At 70.6% G+C, this 20709-nt stretch carries 17 protein-coding genes; 10 read left to right on the forward strand and 7 right to left on the reverse strand.

Annotated elements, in window-relative coordinates:
- The first annotated feature begins 8 nt into the window (after window positions 1-8).
- Window positions 9-1457, forward strand: a complete 1449-nt coding sequence (locus EER30_RS12995) for a lipopolysaccharide biosynthesis protein (protein ID WP_205650210.1) — start codon at window positions 9-11, stop codon at window positions 1455-1457.
- 257 nt (window positions 1458-1714) lie between these two features.
- Here the strand turns inward: EER30_RS12995 and EER30_RS13005 are convergent, their stop codons facing one another.
- On the reverse strand, window positions 1715-2998 hold the full coding sequence (locus EER30_RS13005) for a glycosyltransferase (RefSeq protein WP_205650211.1): 1284 nt from the start codon (window positions 2996-2998) through the stop codon (window positions 1715-1717).
- A 269-nt stretch (window positions 2999-3267) separates the two neighbouring features.
- On the opposite strand from EER30_RS13005, the gene EER30_RS13010 reads away from it, so the two are divergent.
- Window positions 3268-4137: a hypothetical protein gene (locus EER30_RS13010; RefSeq protein WP_127500642.1), complete on the forward strand. Its 870-nt coding sequence runs from the start codon at window positions 3268-3270 to the stop codon at window positions 4135-4137.
- The gene (locus EER30_RS13015; protein WP_127500643.1) at window positions 4134-5507 is read left to right on the forward strand and encodes an O-antigen ligase family protein; all 1374 of its coding nucleotides are present in this window, start codon (window positions 4134-4136) and stop codon (window positions 5505-5507) included. Before EER30_RS13010 ends, EER30_RS13015 begins: the two co-directional genes overlap by 4 nt.
- A 181-nt stretch (window positions 5508-5688) precedes the next feature.
- Here EER30_RS13015 and EER30_RS13020 read toward each other — a convergent pair whose 3' ends face one another.
- Genes EER30_RS13020 through EER30_RS13030 form a run of 3 tightly spaced genes read right to left on the reverse strand, consistent with a single transcriptional unit; the run spans window position 5689 to window position 9142 of the window.
- Window positions 5689-6867, reverse strand: a complete 1179-nt coding sequence (locus EER30_RS13020; RefSeq protein ID WP_127500644.1) for a glycosyltransferase — start codon at window positions 6865-6867, stop codon at window positions 5689-5691.
- On the reverse strand, window positions 6864-8009 hold the full coding sequence (locus EER30_RS13025) for a GNAT family N-acetyltransferase (RefSeq protein ID WP_127500645.1): 1146 nt from the start codon (window positions 8007-8009) through the stop codon (window positions 6864-6866). Before EER30_RS13025 ends, EER30_RS13020 begins: the two co-directional genes overlap by 4 nt.
- An 11-nt stretch (window positions 8010-8020) precedes the next feature.
- A complete protein-coding gene (locus tag EER30_RS13030; protein WP_127500646.1) occupies window positions 8021-9142 on the reverse strand; it encodes a right-handed parallel beta-helix repeat-containing protein in 1122 nt (373 codons plus the stop codon).
- Between the two features lie 179 nt (window positions 9143-9321).
- Between EER30_RS13030 and EER30_RS13035 the strand changes: the two genes are divergently transcribed.
- Window positions 9322-9978, forward strand: a complete 657-nt coding sequence (locus tag EER30_RS13035) for a class I SAM-dependent methyltransferase (protein WP_127500647.1) — start codon at window positions 9322-9324, stop codon at window positions 9976-9978.
- A gap of 4 nt (window positions 9979-9982) precedes the next feature.
- Here EER30_RS13035 and EER30_RS13040 read toward each other — a convergent pair whose 3' ends face one another.
- The gene (locus EER30_RS13040) at window positions 9983-10999 is read right to left on the reverse strand and encodes a TolB-like translocation protein (RefSeq protein WP_127500648.1); all 1017 of its coding nucleotides are present in this window, start codon (window positions 10997-10999) and stop codon (window positions 9983-9985) included.
- On the reverse strand, window positions 10996-12219 hold the full coding sequence (locus tag EER30_RS13045) for an MFS transporter (RefSeq protein ID WP_205650212.1): 1224 nt from the start codon (window positions 12217-12219) through the stop codon (window positions 10996-10998). Before EER30_RS13045 ends, EER30_RS13040 begins: the two co-directional genes overlap by 4 nt.
- A gap of 180 nt (window positions 12220-12399) precedes the next feature.
- On the opposite strand from EER30_RS13045, the gene EER30_RS13050 reads away from it, so the two are divergent.
- The 6 genes from EER30_RS13050 (at window position 12400) to wecB (ending at window position 18808) form a co-directional block, all read left to right on the forward strand.
- Window positions 12400-13257: a glycosyltransferase family 2 protein gene (locus tag EER30_RS13050; protein WP_127500649.1), complete on the forward strand. Its 858-nt coding sequence runs from the start codon at window positions 12400-12402 to the stop codon at window positions 13255-13257.
- The gene (locus EER30_RS13055; RefSeq protein WP_127500650.1) at window positions 13254-14141 is read left to right on the forward strand and encodes a glycosyltransferase family 2 protein; all 888 of its coding nucleotides are present in this window, start codon (window positions 13254-13256) and stop codon (window positions 14139-14141) included. Before EER30_RS13050 ends, EER30_RS13055 begins: the two co-directional genes overlap by 4 nt.
- A gap of 328 nt (window positions 14142-14469) precedes the next feature.
- Window positions 14470-15654, forward strand: coding sequence for a hypothetical protein (locus EER30_RS13060; protein WP_127500651.1), 1185 nt, complete (start codon window positions 14470-14472; stop codon window positions 15652-15654).
- Window positions 15651-16415 carry a WecB/TagA/CpsF family glycosyltransferase gene (locus EER30_RS13065; protein WP_127500652.1) on the forward strand — a complete coding sequence of 255 codons (765 nt, stop codon included), beginning with the start codon at window positions 15651-15653 and terminating at the stop codon, window positions 16413-16415. Before EER30_RS13060 ends, EER30_RS13065 begins: the two co-directional genes overlap by 4 nt.
- Window positions 16416-16418: 3 nt before the next feature.
- Entirely contained in the window at window positions 16419-17675 is a 1257-nt protein-coding gene (locus tag EER30_RS13070) for a nucleotide sugar dehydrogenase (RefSeq protein ID WP_127500653.1), read from the forward strand.
- A gap of 2 nt (window positions 17676-17677) precedes the next feature.
- Window positions 17678-18808 (forward strand): non-hydrolyzing UDP-N-acetylglucosamine 2-epimerase, encoded by a 1131-nt coding sequence (gene wecB, locus EER30_RS13075; protein ID WP_127500654.1) that lies wholly within the window; start codon window positions 17678-17680, stop codon window positions 18806-18808.
- Between the two features lie 374 nt (window positions 18809-19182).
- Here the strand turns inward: wecB and EER30_RS13080 are convergent, their stop codons facing one another.
- Window positions 19183-20661, reverse strand: coding sequence for a sugar transferase (locus EER30_RS13080; RefSeq protein ID WP_127500655.1), 1479 nt, complete (start codon window positions 20659-20661; stop codon window positions 19183-19185).
- Window positions 20662-20709 lie beyond the last annotated feature (48 nt).

Raw genomic sequence — 20709 nt, forward strand, 5'->3', positions numbered from 1 at the left:
AAGGTTCGTTGAAGCTGGGGGTCCGGGAGGACAGTTCGCTGTCCTCCCGCGCCGGCCGGGCGCTCGGCTGGAGTTTCGCCAGCACCGCCCTGTCGAAACTGAGCACACTGGCCATCGGCATCGTGCTGGCCCGCATCCTCGGCCCGCACGAGTTCGGCACCTTCGCGGTAGCCACCGTGGCGCTGCTGGCCCTGCTCAGCTTCAACGAACTCGGGGTGAGCCTGGCCATCGTGCGATGGCCGGGCGACCCCCGCGAGATCGCCCCCACGGTCGCGACGATCTCGGTGCTGACCAGCACGTTGGTCTTCGCGGCCTGCTGGTTCGGCGCCCCCGCGTTCGCGACGGCGATGGGCGAACCCGACGCCGCCTCGGTCGTACGGGTGCTCGGCCTCAGCGTCATCGTCAGCGGCCTGGCCGCCACCCCGGTCGCCCTGCTGCAACGCGAGTTCCGCCAGGACCGCAAGATGATCGCCGACCAGGTCGGAAGCTGGACGAGCGCCCTGACCTCGGTCGGCTTCGCCCTGGCCGGCACCGGCGCCATGAGCCTGGCCATCGGACAGCTCACCGGCTCGATCATCGGCGCCGTCCTGTTCATCGCGTTCGCCCCCCGCTCCCTCCGCTTCGGCTTCGACCCGGCCAAAGCGCGCGCCCTGCTGCGCTTCGGCCTGCCGCTGGCCGGTTCCAGCATCGTGGTCTTCGCCGCCACCAACGTCGACAAACTCGTCGTCGGCGCCGTGCTCGGCCCGGTGCCGCTCGGCTTCTACGTGCTCGCCACGAACCTGTCGAACTGGCCGGCCACGATGTTCGCCCTGCCGGTGCGCTCGGTAGCCCCCGCCCTGCTGGCCCGCCTCCAGGGCGACCCACCGGCGATGCGCTCCACGTTCCTGTCCGCCGGCGGCCTGCTCGCCGCCATCACGCTGCCCGCCTGCGTGGTCCTGGCCGCCGCCTCCGGCCCGATCATCGGCCTGGTCTACGGCGCCGTATGGCAGCCGGCCGCGGCGGTGCTGGTCTGGCTGGCCCTGCTGGCCGCCCTGCGCATTCTCTTCGAGCTGGTGTACGACTATTTCGTCGTCCTCACGCACACCAGGGTCGTCTTCACGGTGCAGGTCGTGTGGCTGGCCGCCCTCATCCCAGCCCTGTACGCCGGCGCCCACCTCGGCGGCGTCAACGGCGCGGCCCTGGCCGCCTTCGCCGTGGCGGCAGTGGTGGTTGCCCCGATCTACCTCTTCGAACTGTCCCGTACGGGCATCGCGGTCTCGGCCGTGGCCCGCCGGCTCGCCCTTCCGGCCCTGGCATCTCTGGCCGTCGCGGCCGTGGCAGCGACCGCTTCCCACCTCATCGAGAACAACCTGCTGGCCGCTGCGGTGGCCGGTCTTGCCGCGGGGGTGGGGCTGGCGCTTCTCCTTTACGGCATGCGGGGGGCGATTCGAGCACTCCGCTCAGTCGACGCGACGTAGCCGGTTTGCGTCGGTCTCCCGCTCGTTGCATCGGGTGCGGCGGGCTTTCCAGGCGGCCGTTCGTCGTGGTTGGGCTTCGGTGGGACTGGTTGCGCTGGTGGGGTGGTCGCGGTGGGCTTTCCAGGCGACCAGGGAAAGCCCTATTAGGAACTTTTCAGGCACGCACGAGCTGGGACCACGACGGCTGCCCGCCTGGGAAGCCCTCGCGACCACGCAGCCACCGTGACGGGAAGCGGGAAGCCGCACCCCTGAGCGACCTACCCGCCTGGCTTCTCCAGCACTGTGCTGGCCAGTTTCACCGCGTTGAAGTCGTCGGTCTTGCGAGTTCCGCGCAACGATCGATACCGCTGCCGCACCTTATGACCGCCGACCCCGACCGCCGACCGCAACCCGTCCGCGGCCTGCCCCAGCACCGGCCGCCGCGCCGCCTCGAGGGCTTCGCGATAAATGCTCTCCTGCACCACCGCGGCCCGCCCCAAACTGAACCGTGACACCGCCAATTCCCGCCCGAATGCCCCCAATGTGGACCGCATTCCAGCATCCGCGATCACGGAGCGCAGGATCGCCGCCAGCCGCTGATGCCCGGCGGCCGGGTCGTCGGCCACTCCGTACCAGCCCTGGTGCAGAAACAGGTCGCGGCTTTCCGGCGTGAGCAGCTTCCAGAAGCCCTGCTCGCCCTGCACGACCAGCGGTTTGGCGAAGGCCAGCGACCGCAGGGCCGAGCCGCCCATGCCCAGCATCACGTCGGCCGCCGCGTACGCCGGCCGGGGGTCGAAGAGCTGCCCGGTGAGCACGACCGCCCGCCGCCCCGCCCGCGCGTCGGCCTTGGCCGCCCGTTCCCGTACGAGGTCGCGGGCGTTGCCGTCGCCGACCACGATGAGTCGCACCGGCAGGTCGCGGGCCAGTTCACCGACGACGTCGATCGCCGTCAGCACGCCCTCGAGTTTGAGTTCGGGCACCAGCCGGCAGACCACCACGACGTCGACCGTGGGTCCGGCCGGGTGGTCGTCGCGCAGGTCGAAGCGGGTGCGGAAGTCGTCGACGGGGTGCCCGGGAGCGTTTGCCTCGACGTCGACCGGCGGCTCGATGAGATGGGTCGGTCCGCGCCGCCCGCGCGCGGCCTGTTCCTGCAGCGCCCGGGTTCCGACCACCAGCGACATGTCGCGCGGCAGGAACGGCGCGATCGCCATCGACATGACCGTGCAGACCGCGGCCGGTCCTCCCCGGGGGAACGTGGCCGCCGCCGCTTCCAGGCCGGGTGGCCACTCGTACCCGTGGATGATGTCGAGGCCCTCGTCGCGGATCATGCGGCGTAGCTGGCGGGTGACCGCGGGGGAGGGGCGGCGGCGGCTCGCGGGCACCGGCACGTGCCGCAGGCCGAGGTCGTGGACCATCTCGACCAGTTCGCCGTCGTCGCCGACCACGGTCACGCGGTGGCCCAGGTCGCGTACGGCCGCGGCCAGCTCGATGGCGTTGAGCTGGCTGCCGCCCATGGCCATGTCGTGGGGGTACACCGCGATGTTCAACTGGGAGTCACCCATCGTTCCCGCCCGTCCTCGCTCGATACCGGACGGATTCTAATGAGGATCGCGGGCGCCGTTCGGGCCTAAATGACGAGGCAGTCGTCGGCTTGCCGACACGACCAAAAATGTTCCCGTCACATCGTTGGGATCTCCGGCCTTCCAGCGGATGGTGGAGAGGTCAGAGGCCTCGCTAAGGTTCCCCACAGTTGCAGGCGAGGTCGATGGCTGCCCGCTCAGCGCCATCCACTCGGCACGGTGGCGGGGCCGCCCGTTGAGGAGAGACATCTGTGGACTTTTGGGACGCCACCAAGGTGATGTTCCGTCGCTGGTACCTGACTTTGCCGCTGTTGCTGCTGACAGCCGCGGGTACCGGTTATACGGCCACCGCCATCGAGGCCGACTACGTCCTCACGTCGTACGTTCAGCTCATCCCCTCACAGACCGCGCTGCCCGAGGAGGAAGCCCGGAAATATCCGGTCAACCCCTGGAACCAGCTCGGCCTCGAGGCGCTGACCCAGGCGGCCAACTACTCGACGGTGGACGCCGTCTTCCTCGAGCGACTCGAGAAGGACGGCTACAGCACCAACGTCAAGATCACCACGGGTGACCCGGTGGCCGGGGCGACGTTCGAGGTGATCGGCAAGACCCAGGAACAGGCGACCCTGACCACCGACGCGCTCATCAAGCGATACACCGAGAGCACGCGGGCGCTGCAGGCGCAATACCGGGTCCGCCCCCAAGACATGATCACGGTGCAGCGCCTCGACCAGGGTGAGAACCTCGAGCGCCCGGGCGGCAAGGTCAAGCGCGCCATCATCGCCGTCTTCGGCACCGGGGTGCTGTTCACCGCCGCCCTGACCATCGGTGTCGACGCGTGGCTGCGGCGCCGCAAGCGCAAGGTCGCCACCCCGGAGCCGCAGGCCGCCGAGAAGGCCACCGGTCTGGCCACCGCCGTCGCGAAGCAGGGACGGGTGTTCAACGGAAACCAGGGGCGCGACCAGGCAACGGGCCGCGACCAGGTCGCTGAGACCGTGCGCATCCACCTGCCCAACGGCGTACGCCGCGAGGTCGGCGTGAAGCGCGAGACCGGCGAGGCGACCATCGTCCTGCCGACGCCGCAGAGCACGATGAACGACAACCGCGGCAAGCCACGTTGAGCGCGCCGTCCATTCACCCGGCTGACTTCGAGCCCGCGGTCGCTGGACGGCAAACCTACGTCACCCGCCGGCGGATCGGCGGGTTCGACGCGGCCGCTCTCTTCTGCGTGATGATCGGCCTGCTGACGATCCTGCCGTCGCTGGCGATCCTGCCCAGCACCAGCGCCGACGTCGGCCGGCCCGCCGTCATCCTGTGCGTCCTGATGTTCGCGTGGTGGCTCGGCTCCCGGTTCCACCCGCGACTGGCGATGCCGGGGCCGCAGCCCATCCGCTGGGTGGTCCTCGTCTTCTTCCTCTCACTGCTCATCTCGTACGCCGTGGGCTTCGAACGGGGCCTGACCGGCATGGAGGCGAACGCGGCCGACCGTCTGCTGCTGGGCGCCGTGGCCTTCTTCGGCGCCATCCTGCTGACCGCGGACGGCCTGTCGAACTGGGACCGGCTGCGCCTGGTTCTGAAGGTCTTCATCTGGTGCTGCGTCTACATGTCGATCGTCGGCACGCTGCAGCAGATCCTCCCGTTCGACCCGGTGTCCTACCTGAAGGTCCCCGGCCTGCAGACCGGCGAGCTCATCGGCCTGCAGGAACGAGGCGGCGGCGTACGGGTCGCCGCCACCACGACGCACTATCTGGAGCTCTGCGGCACCCTCGGGCTGGCCTGGCCGATCGCCATTCACTTCGCGATGTTCTCCGATACGGTCCGTGAACGCCGCCGCTACATCCTGGCCGCGTTGCTCGTCACCGTGGGCATCCTCGAGACGATCTCCCGGTCGGGCATCCTGGCGATGGCGATCAGCATCCTCGTGCTGATGCCGCTGTGGACGTGGCGCCGCCGCTACAACCTTCTCGTGATGGGCCTGGGCATGTTCGCCGCGGTCTCGGCGGTCTCCCCGGGCATCGGGCGCACGCTGATCAACCTGTTCGCCGACGCCAGCGACGACCCGAGCATCACGTCGAGAACCGAGCGGTACGCGATGGTCGGCCACTACTTCGCCCAGCGTCCGTGGTTCGGCCGGGGCACGGGCACGTGGGTGCCCCCGCAATACCAATATCTTGACAATCAGTGGCTGCGAACGGCGCTCGAGAACGGCGTCGCCGGCATGCTGGCCCTGGCGGTGCTGCACATCGTCGCGCTCGTCCTGGCCGCGATCGCCTTCCGCCGCGCCACCGAGAAGGCCGACAAGCACCTGTGCCTGTCCCTGGTCGCCATCCAGATCATGGCGGTCTTCATCGCGTACACGTTCGACGTCTTCGCCTACTCGACCTACACGATGATGCTGGGCGTGATGATCGGCCTGTGCGGAACGGTGTGGCGCTTCACCCACCCCGCCCGCCAGGTCCGCACGTCAACCACCCATTGGTTCGGTCCCTGACAAAGCCCCCGAACCGGGGCCGTGTGGGCTTTCGTCGTGGAAGGGCACACGTCAGCCCTGGTGCCGGCTTGCTCGGACAGTCGGTGGCCCGGGGGCCCGAGCCACCGCCACGGAGCCGGCCGACGACGTGGTCGCCGTGTCCGTCCAGGACAGGTCAGGCCGTTGCTGCCGCGAAGACTTCCTATCCGCGGCTGTAAGCGGCTTCCAGACCGAGCAACCCGGCGATCTGGGCCGCCCGCACGTGCCAGCTGTGCCGCTCGGCGAATTCCCGGCGCGGGCCGGCCGGCCGACGCTGGGCGAGCGCCTCCCCGACCCCCGCGGCGAACGCGGCCGGACCATCAGCCAGGGTGACCAGATCGGTGTCCAGCCACACGTGGGCCGGCAGTGACGTCGCCACCACGGCACGGCCCGCGGCGAGGTATTCGAGCGTCTTCAGCGGGAAACTGGCCCGGTTGAAGGCGTTGTCCGCGTACGGGGTGAGTCCGACATCGATCAGGCGCAGGAACGACGGCATTTCCTCGTACGGCCGTGAGCCCGCCCAATGCACGTTGGCCCGCCCGGTCAGCGCCGTGAACCGTTCCGCCTGCCGGTACCCGTGAGCCAGCGGCCCGACGATCAGCAGTGAGCATCCGGCGTCGGCCACGGCTTCCAGCAGCGACAGGTCGATGCGGTCGTTGACGTGGCCCACGAACCCGGCCACCGGCCCCGCTAGCGAGACCCCGGCCGGCCGGGGAGCGTCGTCTACCGCGGCGTACACCTCGGGCGAGCATCCGTTGGGCACGAGCACCGCCTGATGGCCGTCGGCCGAGTAACGGTCCCGCAGCCCCGGCGACACGACCGTGACCGAATCGGCCCCTCGCAGTGCCGCGTTCTCGAGCCCGATCAGCCTTTCCCGGGGCAGCCCGAGCATCTCGGCGCCGGCCACGAGGTCGTCGGTGACGTGCAGCAGCCGGTGGCGGGCGGGGAGGTCGGGCCAGCTCTCGTCCACGCGGCTCGACACGACCGCCGCGACCGGATCACCGGGCCCGAGCAGTTCGCGCACCGCGGCCCGCACCGCCCGATGAATCAACGGGGCCCGCAGATGCCGCAGCACCGGCCGTGTCATCCCCGGCGTCACCCGGGTGACCAGCCGGGCCAGACGCGGCGTCTGCACCTGAATGCGCGGTGCCGCCGCCACTCCGGCCAACTGCGGCTTCAGAAACCGGGTGAGAGCCGAAACGGGCGGGTCGACGTACAGGACCGGGCCGTAGCGGCCGAGAGCCGTGGCCAGCTGCCTGTCGGTCCCGGCGGGCCCGTCCCACCACCCGGTGGCCAGATAGACGATGAGATCCTGACGGCGGCCCTGGAGCTCTGAGCTCACGCGGACTCCGCCAGCTCGGCCCGCTTACGCCGCCGCAGCGCGGCGACCCGCTCCCGGCCCAGCACCCGTTTGCCGAGAGCGACCGCCCCGGCCGCCGCCGTGCTGAGCAGGTTCAGCGCCTGCGCCCGGGGCCGCGCGGCGAAGAACAGCAGGTCGGTCTCCTCCCACGACTTGTCGCTCATCGACTGCTTGTACTGCGCGTCGCCGTAGCCGTAGTCGAACGTGTCGACGTCCGGGTCGCCGGCCAGTTCCTCGAGCACCCGGGCCAGCAGGATCCCGCCCGGCTCGTCGTCCGACCGGGCGCCGTCGAACGCGGTCTCGAAGAGCTGGAACGTGCCGTTGTAGGTCACGCCGTTGAGGTAGGCGACCGGCACCTCGCCCATCGAGAGGAGCCAGATGCCGTACGGGCCCCCGTCCGTCGCCCACCGCACGAGAGCGCGATGCAGAGCGTCGTCGGCGAACCCGACCCCGATGCCGCGCTGGTAGCTGGTCGACGCGATCTGGTCGAGGGTCCGTACGACGTCGGTCACGTCGTCGCCGGGCCCGATCCGGCGGACGCTCATCTTCGACTCGGGGTCGGCCAGACGCTTCAACCGTTTGCGCATGCGCCAGCGGGTGCCCTTCGACCGCCGGCCCAGCAGCGCGTCGAATCCGCCGCTGAGATCGGAGGTGTGGTGGACCTGCCGGGTGGCCCCGTGCCCGCGACGATGCCACGACAGGTGCGTGGCGGCGACCCGGTGCAGCTCGCCGTCGACGAGCACCTTGGAGAGTTGAAGGATGTCGGCGACCCCGCGGCGCAGGCAGGCCGTGAGCGCGTCGAGGACCGCACGCTGGTCGTCGGCTGTCTCGGCGCCCACGATGCCGCCGTCGACGACGACCAGCCACCGGGCCTGCGCGGTGAGCAGCGTGCGGTAGCCGGCCTTGACCCGCACCGGACGACGTTCGACGCGCGCGACCACGAGGATCGGTCCGCGACCCTCCCGTTCGAGCAGCAGGACGTACGGCTTCCCGTCGTCGCCCAGTGCGTCCTGCACCAGGGTGAACAGCGGCCGTCCGGCGTGCGGGACGGTTATCGCCAGCGAGTCCCATCGTGGGCCGAGTGCGTCCAGGTCGGCGCGGGTGGTGGCGACGGTGATCTGCATGGTGACCTCTCTCAGCCCCAGTCCGGCTCGTCGTCGGCGGGCTGACCCGTCTCGAAAATCTTGTTGCCGCGCCGTACCAGGTCGGCCGGGAGCTGGCTCTGGTACCAGATGCCGTACACGCCGACCTTCGGGTTCTCCGAGGTCGAGAACCAGTTGTCGATGACCTGGATGCGGGTGGCGGGGTGGCCCTGGTCCTGGACGTAGACGGTGTAGTTGCCGCCGGCGAGCAGGTTGTCACGGATGACGACGTTGTCGATCGCGCCGATCGAGCTGCCGACGCTCACCGCACCCGTGAGGCTGCCGCCGGTCAGGGTGATGGTGTTGCGGCGGATTATGCCGTTGTTGCCGATCGAGCTGATGATGCCGTCGACGTGCCAGTCGTCGTCCGGCCCGTCGTCGGTGGAGTGGATCCACGAGTCCTCGACGATGTAGTTGTCGCCGACCTCGACGCCGTGCCCGATGTTACGCAGCTCGCAGCGTTGCAGGTGCACGCCGTCGCTGCCCATGACCGCGCGGTAGACGAGTTTGGATCCGTCGATCTCGCAGTCCTGCAGCTTCAGGCCCTTCACCGACGTGTACTGGTGGACGACGGTGAACGAGTCGCGGCCCTTGTTGGGCAGGTCGGGCGGCGCGGTGATGCGCGAGCGTTTGATGGTGACGTTGTTGGCCTGCACCGAGATGCTACCGACCAGGTCGATCCCGTCGATGACGGTGCCGGCCTTCTTGACGATGATTTCGCCCTTCATTTTCTTCAGCTTCACCCCCTTCGGCACGCCGGTGTTGCCGGCGCCCGGGAAGCGGGCTCGCGCCGGAGCGGGCACGACGGGCTGGGCCGAGGTCGGCTTCGCGGTCGGCGAGGCTGACGGCGACGTGAGGCTGGTGGCCGGGCCTAGGCTGGCCGACGGCGACACCGGGGCGGAGGGCGCGGTGCGGCCGGGCGTCGGAGCCGGTTCCGCCGACTGCGCGGCGGCCGCCTCGCTCGCGGCCGGTGAGGGGTTGCCGGATCTGAGCGCCAGGGCTGTTCCGCCGCTGGCGACGAGCACCACGGCCACTGCGGCGGTGATGATGAGCCGGCGCCGCAGCGACCACGGCTCCCGGTGTGTTCCGTCCGTTGGGGCTTGGTCGCTGTGCATCCACGTAGGGTGCCGTACAGACTGGACACCGGCCTATGAGCGGGTCGGCCAAGGTTGTGTCGGGTAAACGACCGAGACATCCGGACCGTTGGGTCGGGCAGACTGCGGGTCTACGTTGCTCGCAGAGCCGATTCGTCAGGCCGTGGTGCTCGTCCGGCCGCATAGGGAGTCAATCAACAATGGGCTGGAAGTCGATTCGCGACCGTCTCGTCGGCGGCGATGAGTCCTGGGGCGGGCGCCGCCGGGCCGAGCGGTGGGCGTGGTTCACGCGCTCGTTCCCCGAGCTCGACCAGATGACGGTCATCGACCTCGGCGGTGACCCGCACACGTGGATGCAGTCGCCGGTCCACCCCAAGCACGTGCACGTCGTCAACATCGAGCCGCTCGAGACCGAACTGCCCGACTGGATCGAGACCGACTACGCCGACGCCTGCGCGCTGCCCGAGCCGATCGCGTCCCGCCGCTACGACCTGGTCTTCTCCAATTCGGTGCTGGAGCACGTCGGCGGCCACGAGCGGCGCGTGCGGTTCGCCGAGAACGCGCACAAGCTGGCGGACAACCACTGGGTCCAGACGCCGTACCGCTACTTCCCGGTCGAGCCGCACTGGGTCGCCCCCGGCATGCAGTTCCTGCCGGTGCGGGCCCGGGCGACCCTGGCCCAGAAGTGGCCGCTGGCCCACGTGAAGTCGTCCGGCGTGCAGGACGCCCTCGACGGCGTGCTGTGGACCGAGCTGATCGACCGCACCCAGCTGCGCTACCTGTTCCCCGATTCGCGCATCCTCAACGAGCGCCTCGCCGGTCTGACCAAGTCGATCATCGCGGTCAAGAAAGACTGAGCCCCTACCGTACGACGGCCGGCGACCACGCGTCCGGCACCAGGACGCGCGGTTCGCCCGAGCCGTCGGCCGGCACGGCCCACACGTCGCTGGTCGACGCGCCCGCGTCGCTGGTGCGGGCCAGGCTGTAGAGCACGGTCGTGTCGTCGAGCCATTCGGCCTGGTCGTCCACGCTGCGCGTTTCGGCCAGCACCGTCTCGACGCCCGTGCGCAGGTCATAGACGGCCAGGCGCCACTGGCCGGGCGGCAGGTCGCCGTGCTTCTTGAAGGCGACCCGGGTGCCGTCGGGCGACAGCGACGGGCATTCGACGTCCTCCCGGAGCGAGGTCATCGTCTGCTTGCTCAGGCTGCCCCGCACCAGCCACGTCTTCCCGCCGGAGGCGGCGGTGGCGAAGAACGCGTCGTCGCCGGCGAACGTCACGCCCCAGAAGTTGCGGTCGGCCGCCGTGACCCGCTTGCCGCCGACGAAGAGCTTGAAGTCCTCGAGGTCGAGCGACTTCTTGGTGGCCAGCCGCGTCACCACCGTGCGGGTCGAGAACTGCCCGATGGCCGCGTACGAGTCCCCGTAGACGAACGTCGTGGTCGCGGCGAGCGCGGCGTCGCGTGACAGCCGCACCCGGCTCGGCAGCCCGGTCAGCGGCAACGTGCCGGTGGCGGCCAGGTCGGCCCCGAGCACCTCGGCCCGGTAGGTGTTGGACAATCCACGCCGAGCGGACAGGCACACCGTGCGCTGCATGGCCGCGTACGCCCGCTCGCAGGAAACCTCGGTCACCGCGCGCGGCCCGCCGGGCGCGCTCAGCGGAACCGCGGCGAGGCGGCCGTAACCGCCGCCCAGCGCGGTGTTGCGGAAGACCAGGTGGGGCGCGGCCATCGTCGTCGCCAGGTCGGCCACCGGCACGGACGGCGCGGAACCGGCCGCGGCGGCCTGGTCGCGATGCACCCGCAGCACGTAGAAGCCGGCCGCGGCCAGGGCCAGCACGACGACGCTGGCCAGAGCGGCCAGCCGGATACGGGTGTTCACGGACGGGCCTCCGAGGGGCGCAGCATCAGCCAGGCGACGGGCAGGGCGGCGGCGAGCAGCACGCCGATGACGAGCAGGGCGTTGCCCCGGCCGATCAGCACCCACAGGCTGCCGAACGCCAGGGCGGAGACGAACCGCGAGAGGGCGACGACGGTCTGCGCGGCCGCGATGCCGCTGCCCCGGATCTCGTCGCTGACCAGCCGGCTCACCAGTGCGGGCAGCACACCGTCGGTGGCCGCGTAATAGGTGCCGAGTAACAGCAGCACGAGGATCGTGGTCGCCACCCCGCCGAACCGGCCGCCCGCCGCCAGGTACGCCGCGAGCAGGGCGACGTGGCCGCCCACGAAGACGCGGGCCCGGCCGATACGGTCGGCCAGCCGGCCGAGGGGGAGCGCGAACAGCAGGTAGGCGACGTTCGTGCCGACGTAGAGCAGCGGGAACAGACTCGCGGTCAGGTCGTCGCGCTGCTGCACGGCCAGGTAGAGGAATCCATCACCGACGGTGAGCACGCCGAGCAGCGCGGTCGCGGCCAGCGGGCGGCGCAGCCCCTTGCCGGCGATCTCGCGGAACACACGGCGCAGACCGACCCGCGCGGCGCTCGCCCGGGTGCGGACGTCGGGCACGAACAGCAGCAGGACGGCGAACCCGACCACGGCGAAGGCGAACGAGACGACGAAGACCGAGTCGTAGCTGCCGGGGACGAGCGCCAGCAGCGCGAACGCGACCAGCGGGCCGAGCACGGCGCCGATCGTGTCGAGGGTGCGGTGCACGCCGAACGCGCGGCCGAGCTGGGCCGGTTCGGACGACTCGGCGATGATGGCGTCGCGCGGCGCGGTCCGCAGGCCCTTGCCGAGCCGGTCGGCCGAGATGACACCGACGATCGCGGCGAAGCCGTGGGCCGGCAGCAGCGCGATGCGGCTGAGCGCCGAGACGCCGTAGCCGACGACCGCGATCCACTTGGGGTGGCCGCCGCGGTCGGCCGCGTAGCCGCCGCCGATCCGTACGACCGCACTGACGCCCTGGTAGAGGCCGTCGACGAAACCGTAGGCGAGGTAGCCGAGCCCGACCGCGGTGGTCAGGTAGAGGGGGAGCACGGCGGCGACCATCTCGGACGAGATGTCGGTGAACATGCTCACGATGCCGAGCAGGACCACCGTCGAGGCCACCCGGCCCGCGGGACCCGCGGAATTCGCGGGCCGGTCGCGTACCGAGACGTACACGTATAGCCCTTCCTCTCCTGCTGTAGCCGGTATTGCCCGACCACCACCTTGACGCACGAGCACGTGTGCGCGGGAGTCGGCCGTCCGGTCGGGGCTGACCGGCCGAGAAGCCGTCCATCGTGGCCGTCCGGTGTGTCCGGCGGGGTGGTGCCCGCCCGCGCGCATCGAGATACTGCCTGCGTGATCAGCGTGGTTGTCCCGGCGCACAACGAGGCGCCCGTGATCGGACGGTTACTCCGAGGTCTCCTGGACGGTGCGAAACCGGACGAGCTAGAGGTCGTGGTCGTGCCCAACGGGTGCACAGACGACACTGCCCGGGTCGCCGGCTCGTTCGGCGATCCGGTGCAGGTCGTCGAGGTGGAGAGGCCCGGCAAGTACGCCGCGTTACGAGCCGGTGACGACCGGGTCTCCGGCTCCGAAGTGGTCTATCTGGACGCCGACGTCGAGATCGGCGCCGACGACGTACGCCGTCTCGCCGAGGCCCTGCGCGAGCCCGGTGTGCTCGCGGTCGCGCCGCAACGGGTCGTGGCCACCGAGCGGTCGTCCTGGCCGGTGCGGTGGTACTACGACGTGTGGCAAGACCTGCCGGTCGTACGGGAGGGACTGTTCGGCCGTGGCGTCATCGCGGTGTCGGCCCCGGCCCGCGAGCGGCTGCGCGCGGTGCCCGACGTGATGGGCGACGACCTCGCCGCCTCGGTCGCGTTCACCCCGGCCGAGCGGCGCGTCGTCACCGGCGCCACCGTGGTCGTGCACCCGCCCCGCACGCTGGCCGACCTGCTGCGCCGCCGGGTGCGGTCGGTCACCGCGACGACCCAGCTCCAGCAGGCTCAGCTCCAGATGGGTCGGCCCGGCGCGGTCGACGCCGCCCGCACGACGAAGGCCGACCTGCTCGGCGTCGTGCGCGCCAAACCCTGGGCCGCCCCGAAACTCGCCGTCTTCCTGGCCGTCACGCTGGTGACCCGCCGCCGGGCCCGCCGCGCGGTGCGGGCCGGCGACTTCAGCACGTGGCTGCGCGACGAGAGCAGCCGGGCCGCATGAGGGTCGCCGTGGTCGTCGTGACCTACAACAGCGCCGCCGTGCTGCCGGGCCTGCTCGAGTCGCTGCCCGAGGGGCTCGACGGGGTCGAGTGGGGCCTCTACGTGGCCGACAACGCCTCGGCCGACGACAGCGTGGCCATCGCCCGCGGTCTCGTGCCCGGCTGCCACATCGAGCAGACCGGACGAAACGCCGGATACGCCGCCGCCTTCAACGCCGCGCTGCGGGTCGCCGAGCCGTACGACGCCGTGCTCCTGCTCAACCCCGACGTGCGCCTGAAACCGGGTTCGGTGGCCACGCTGTTGGCCCGGCTGGGCGACGGCGTCGGTATCGCCGTGCCGCGCATCCTCGGCGAGGACGGCCACGTCGCCTACTCACTGCGCCGGGAACCGACCGTGCGCCGTGCCCTCGGCGAGGCCGTACTGGGCCAGCGCGCCGGGCGGTTCCCCGCGCTCGGTGAGACGGTCCTCGACCGCGAGGCCTACTTCCGCGACGGCGCGACCGACTGGGCCACCGGCGCCGTCATGCTCATGTCCCGCGAGTGCCTGCAAGCGTGCGGCCCGTGGGAGGAGCGGTTCTTCCTGTATTCCGAGGAGACGGAGTTCGCCCTGCGGGCCCGCGACCGGGGCTTCGTGACCGAGCTGGTCGCCGCGGCCGAGGTCGTGCACATCGGCGGCGAGTCGCGGGTCTCGCCGGCCCTGTGGAGCCTGCTGACCGTCAACCGGGTGCGGCTCTACCGCATGCGGCACTCCCGGCCGGCCTCGGCGTTCTACTGGTCGGCGGTCTTCCTGCGTGAGGCATCTCGTGCCATGCTGGGGCATCAGCGCAGCCGGCAGGCCGTGGCCGCGTTGCTGCGCCCGGCCCGCCTGCCGTTCCCGCCCGCTTAACCGTTCGTCCACTTTAGAGGCATGCGCCCCGGCGCATGCCTTTTTGTGTGCCCCGAGTCATCACCGGAACGGTTGCCGATCAGCCCTGAACCGTCGAATCCGTATTGACCTTTCTGAGTGGGGCTCGCTCCGGTCGGACGGAGTAATCGGTTGGGTCGCCGCAATTCGGGGCGTACCGGCATGTCAGCTACCGGTCACACCTTCCGGTGGACTCTTCGTACTCAGTAGCCTCACCCTCGGCTCCGCAGAAGGCGCGACAGCTCCGCAGAAGCGTTGGCGGGCAAGAACTTCAGGCCTCTCGGCCGTCCCTGCTGCTCGGAAGGACGACATGACGTCAGCACCCGCGAGATATGTCCACCTCGACGGTGAGACGGCCGAGCTGACAAATCGGCTTATCGCCCTCGCCACGCGCGGACTCCCGGACATGTACCGGGCCGAGAGCGACGAATTCGCCTTCACGCGCATATTCGCGCCGGAGCAGACATACCTGTCCGGAACGAGCCTTCGGTACGCCGCCATCGTGGCCCTCGGGGTGACCTGGCTGCCCGCCGCCCAGCAACCCGCGCTGCTGGGCGGGCACGAGCTCGAGAAGTTCGTCTCGCTGCTGATCGAGCGTCAGGCGAGCAGCGGCAACCTCGGCGACATCGCGCTGGTCGCCTGGAGCGCCGCCCAGATCGGCCACCCGATGCTGTCCGAGGCCCTGCGCCGCCTGCACGAGTTCGACCGCCGCACCGCCCCGGAATACGTCGTCGAGGCCGCCTGGGTCGTCTCCGCGCTGGCCGCCGCCCGCACCCACGCCGACGTCGAGGAGCATCTGGCCCAGGCCCGCCTGCGGCTGCTCGCGAGCGTGCGGCCGGGCAGCCCGCTCTTCCCCCACGCCACCGGCCCCGGCCTCGTCAAGCCCTACCGCGACCACGTTGCCTGTTTCGCCGACCAGGTCTATCCGATTCAGGCACTGGCCCGGCTGCACCACACGGCCGACGACCCGGCCGCGCTGAAGGCCGCCCGCACGGCGGCCGAGCAGATCTGCCGCCTGCAGGGGCCCGACGGGCAGTGGTGGTGGCACTACGACGCCCGCACCGGCGATGTGGTCGAGGGCTACCCGGTCTACACCGTGCATCAGCACGCGATGGGGCCGATGGCGCTGCTCGACCTGACCGACGCGGGCGGCGGCGACTACGCCGAGCCGATCCGCAAGGGCCTGCGCTGGCTGCTCGGCCCGGCCGAGCTGAGCGAGAACGACGAACACGGCGAGACCGTCGGGAACGGCGAGCCGATGCTGCTCGACGAGCAGGGGCTGACCGTCCGCAAGGTGTTCCGCGGCGACCCGCGCAAGGTCGTGCGGGCCGCGCGCACGCTCGCCACCCGGGCCAAGCCGGGGCTCGACGTGCCACTGCTCGACCGCGTCTATCAACCGACCTCCCTCGACCGCGAGTGCCGGCCGTACGAGTTCGGCTGGCTCTACTTCGCGTGGCTGGCCCAGCTCGACGAGCCGATCGAGGTCATCCGATGACGACCACCACCGCCGGCAAACGCGACCTTTTCGGCGTACGGCTCGACGCGCTCACCCTCGAGCAGACCGTGCAGCGCTGCCTCGACTCGGTCGCCACCGGCGAACTGCTCGAGGTCGGCGTGGTCAACGCCGCGAAGATCGTGAAGATGCGCGGCGACGACGCCCTGCGCGAGGCGGTGACCGGCTGCGGCCTGATCGTGGCCGACGGCCAGTCCGTGGTCTGGGCGAGCCGGGTCCTCAAGCAGCCGCTGCCCGAGCGCGTCGCCGGCATCGACCTGTTCCAGCGCCTGCTCTACATGGCCGAGCTGCAGGGCCATTCCGTCTACTTCCTCGGCGCCCGGCCCGAGGTGCTCGAGACGATGGTCGAGCGCATCCGCAAGCAGCACCCGCGGCTGTCCGTCGCCGGCTGTCGCGACGGCTACTACCCCGCCGAGGAGTCCGAGGCGGTCGCCGACACCATCAAGGGCAGCGGCGCCGATCTGTTGTTCCTGGGCATGACCTCGCCCAAGAAGGAGGTCTTCGTGGCCACGCACGGCGCCCGCACCGGCGCCAAAGTGGTGCACGGAGTGGGGGGCTCCTTCGACGTGCTGGCCGGGGTCGTCAAACGGGCGCCGGTCGTCTGGCAGCGCCTGGGCTGCGAGTGGCTCTACCGGGCCCTGCAGGAACCGCGCCGTCTGGGCCGCCGGTACCTCACCACAAATGTCGCCTTCGTCGGGCTCGTCGCCCGCGAATGGCTGCGCAAGCCATCTGGGGGGATTTAACACATGCGAGTCGTCATCGCCGGTCAGGGCTACGTGGGGCTGCCTCTGGCCGTCCGCGCGGCCGAGGTCGGTCACGAGGTCGTCGGCTACGACGTCGACACCGTCCGGATCGGCCGTCTGACCGGGGGAGACTCTTACGTCGAGGACATCCCGGCCGAGCGGCTGCGGGCGGCGCTCGACAGCGGGCGTTACCGGCCGAGCCTCGACGCGGCCGACTGCGCCGGGTTCGACGTCGCCGTCATCACCGTGCCGACGCCGCTGCGCGACGGGGTGCCCGACCTGTCGTACGTGGAAGCCTGTTCCGAGATGCTCGGCGGGCACCTGCGTCCCGGCGCGCTCGTCGTGCTCGAGTCGACCACCTATCCCGGCACCACCGAAGAGGTCGTCGGCCCGATCCTCGAGAAGGCGTCCGGGCTGACCGTCGGCGCCGACTTCGCGCTGGGCTTCAGCCCCGAGCGCATCGACCCGGGCAACCCGACGTGGAACCTGGTCAACACCCCCAAGGTCGTCTCCGGTACGGACGAGGCGTCGCTCAAGCGGGTCAAGGAGTTCTACGACACGGTCGTCGAGACCACCGTGACCGTCTCGTCGATGCGCGAGGCCGAGCTGGCCAAGCTCATCGAGAACACGTTCCGCCACGTCAACATCGCGCTGGTCAACGAGATGGCGATGATCTCGCACGACCTCGGCATCGACGTGTGGCAGGCGATCGACGCGGCCTCGACCAAGCCGTTCGGCTTCATGAAGTTCACCCCCGGCCCCGGCGTCGGCGGCCACTGCCTGCCGATCGACCCGTCCTACCTGTCGTGGCGCGTGCAGCGGGCCCTCGGCCAGAGTTTCCGCTTCGTCGACCTGGCCAACGACATCAACAACCACATGCCCGACTACGTCGTACGCCGCCTGACCGCCGCCCTGAACAGCCGGCAGCGCTCGGTCTCGGGCAGCCGCATCCTGCTGCTCGGCCTGGCCTACAAGAAGAACACCGGCGACGCCCGCGAGTCGCCCGCCGTCCGGGTCGTGCAGCTGCTGCGCCAGATGGGCGCCGAGGTGCGCGTGGCCGACCCGCACGTCGTCGAGGCCGTGCACGGCGCCGACGACCTGACGATGGTCACCGCCGACGCCGCGGAGCTGCGCGCGGCCGACGCCGTCGTGCTGCTGGCCGACCACGACGAGTTCGACTACGACCTGATCGGCCGCGAGGCCCGGTGCCTGCTCGACACGCGGCGGCGCCTGAGTGGCCCGACGGTCGAGGTGATCTGAGGATGCCGAGGATCGTCATCGTGGCCGGCGCCCGGCCCAACTTCATGAAGGTCAAGCCGGTGATGGACGCGCTCGAGGCGCGCGGCGCCGACGTCGTGCTCGTGCACACCGGCCAGCACTACGACGCCGCGATGAACGACGTGTTCTTCGCCGACCTCGGCCTGCGCCCGCCCGACCGGCATCTGGGCACCGGCTCGGGCACCCACGCCGAGCAGACCGCCCGGGTGATGACCGCGTTCGAGCCGCTGGTCGAGGAGCTCAGCCCCGACGCGGTCGTGGTCGTCGGCGACGTCACCTCGACCCTGGCCTGCGCGCTCGTCGCGGCGAAGGCGGGCGTCGTCGTCGCGCACGTCGAGGCGGGCCTGCGCAGCCGCGACTGGAGCATGCCCGAAGAGGTCAACCGGCTGGTCACCGACCGGCTCAGCGACCTGCTCTTCGCGCCCTCGCCCGACGGCGTCGACAACTTGCGGGCCGAGGGCTACCACGACGACCAGATCCACCTGGCCGGCAACGTCATGATCGACACGCTGTTCGCCAACCTCGACCGCGCGCTCGCCTCCGACGTGCTGCACCGGCACGGGCTCACCCCTGGCGGGTACGCCCTGGCGACCCTGCACCGGCCGGCCAATGTGGACGACCCGGCGGTGCTGGCCGGGTTGCTGCGCGCGTTCGGCGAGGTGGCGCGGGAGCTGCCCGTGGTGCTGCCCGTGCACCCCCGCACCGCGGTGCGGCTCGAGTCGGCCGGCGTACCCGAGGGTCTGCGTCTCGTGCCGCCGGCCGGGTATCTCGACTTCATCGCGTTGCAGGCGTCGGCCCGGCTTGTGCTGACCGACTCGGGCGGCATCCAGGAGGAGACCACCGCGCTCGGCGTGCCCTGCCTGACCACCCGCGACTCGACCGAGCGACCGATCACCCTGACCGAGGGCACCAACCTCCTGGTCGGACGCGACCCGGCGCGCATCGTGGCCGCGGCCCGCGAAGTTCTCGCGAACCCGCCGGCCAAGCGCTCGCCGGCCCTGTGGGACGGGCACGCGGGGGACCGGGTCGCCGACGTCCTGCTGGCCCACCTGGCGTCGCCGGTCCGGCCGCGCCCGACCGACGTACGGGACACGGCGGTCGGCTCACCGGCCTGATCGGCACGGAAACCGGCCCGGCTCCTGCTCACACGGGGGCCGGGCCGGATTTCACCCCGGCCCGCCACCGGCGCCACGGGGTCCGGGCCGCCGGTCGTCGTGGTGGCGGGCCGAGCGGCCGGTCGCGCTGGTTCGAGGTTGCGCGAAGCGAAAATCGCAGGCCCTATTTCAAGAGAACCGGCCTCTCCTTATCCATCGTCAACGCGAGATCATGGATATGGGCCCCTCGGACGTGACCGAGGCACCTACATCCTTGATCAGCTGAGTGCTCAAAGTGCTGAGGGCCCAGGTTCCTGGAATTCGGTAGGGGTCATGCGATCACCGTGACAGCCGCACCAAATTGGTCGGGGCCACCGGCATCGGCTGTGGCTGCTCTAGTAGGCGCCCGAGCTACGGGCGACGGCACTGACGGTTCGCGCCAAAATGGCCAGATCCATGGAAAGCGACCAGTTCTCCACATACGTGAGATCGAGCCGGATCGACTCTTCCCACGACAGGTCGGAGCGCCCGGAAACCTGCCACAGCCCGGTGAGCCCCGGCTTGACGACGAGGCGTCGCAACATGTCGGACGGGTAACCCGCGACCTCTTTGGCGAGCGGCGGCCGGGGCCCCACCAACGACATGTCGCCCTTCAGCACGTTGACCAGCTGCGGCAGCTCGTCGAGCGAGAACCGCCGCAACCACCGACCGACGGGCGTGACCCGCGGGTCTTTGCGCATCTTGAACAGCTCGCCGTCTGTGTCGTTGAGGTTCCGCAGTTCGATCAGGCGCGCTTCCGCGTTCACGACCATCGTGCGGAACTTGTACAACGTGAACAGCCGGCCGTCCTTGCCGACCCGTTCCTGCCGGAAGATGGCCGGCCCTCGCCCGCCGCGGCCGAACATGACCAGCGCGGCCACGACGGCCAGCGCCGGCGATGCGAGTGTCAGCAGGACCAACGCCCCGATCCGGTCGAATCCCGCCTTGACGAGCCGGGCGCTGCCTTTCAGGCGCGGATGCTCGACGTGCAGCATCGGCAGGCCGTCCACGGGCCGGATCGTTGTGCGGTCACCGGCCACGTCGACCAGGGTGCTCGCCACGATGAGGTCGATGTCGTCTCGTTCGAGCTGCCACGCGAGCCGCCGCAAGGCCGCCCCGTCGATCTCCGGGCACGACAGTACGACCACTGTGTCGGCCTCGCAGCGGGTCACCGCCGTCGCCACTCCGTCGAAGTTGCCGAAGATCGGCGGCAGCCCGAGCGTGATCCCGTTGCGGATGTGCCCGGGCGGCAGGCAGGCTCCGATGACGTCGAGCCCGTGGTGCCGTTCGCGGCTGAGGCGCCGGGTCATGTCCGCGACCGCCCGCTCGTGTCCCACCAGGATGACCCGATGCAGGTGTTGCCCTCGGGCCCAGCGCCGGTGCAGGATCTGCCGGCTGCCGAAGCGCCCGGCCAGCGTGACCAGCACCGCCATCGGGATCGCGATAATGATGTAGCCGCGCGCCAATCGCAGGTCGAATGCGAACGAAACGACCGCGAGCCCGGCGGTCAGGGCCAGTCCGGCGCGAAACACTCGAGCATACTCGTCGGTGCCGACGAACAGATGGCGGGGTTCGTACGCGCGGTTCAGTGTGAGGCAGGCGACCCACGCAACAGGAATTACAAATGTCAATAGAAAATAGCCGTTGGCGAACGGGTCGCGGTTCGGCGACCCGAACCTGAGGAACAGGGCCGAGCCGGCCGCGGCCAGGGCGACGAGGAAGTCGAGAACGTAGAGGGTCAGCAGGTAGCGGTTCTGCCAGCCGGATCGGGCGGCGTTGGGCCTCGGGTCCGTGTTGAGCTGCGCTGTTCGGTCTCTGAGGTCAACTGTCGACATCGACTCGACTGTCCGCACGCGGTGCCCCCATCATCGACTTCTGTCAAT

The sequence above is a fragment of the Actinoplanes solisilvae genome, from assembly GCF_003999975.1.
GTDB lineage: Bacteria > Actinomycetota > Actinomycetes > Mycobacteriales > Micromonosporaceae > Actinoplanes > Actinoplanes solisilvae.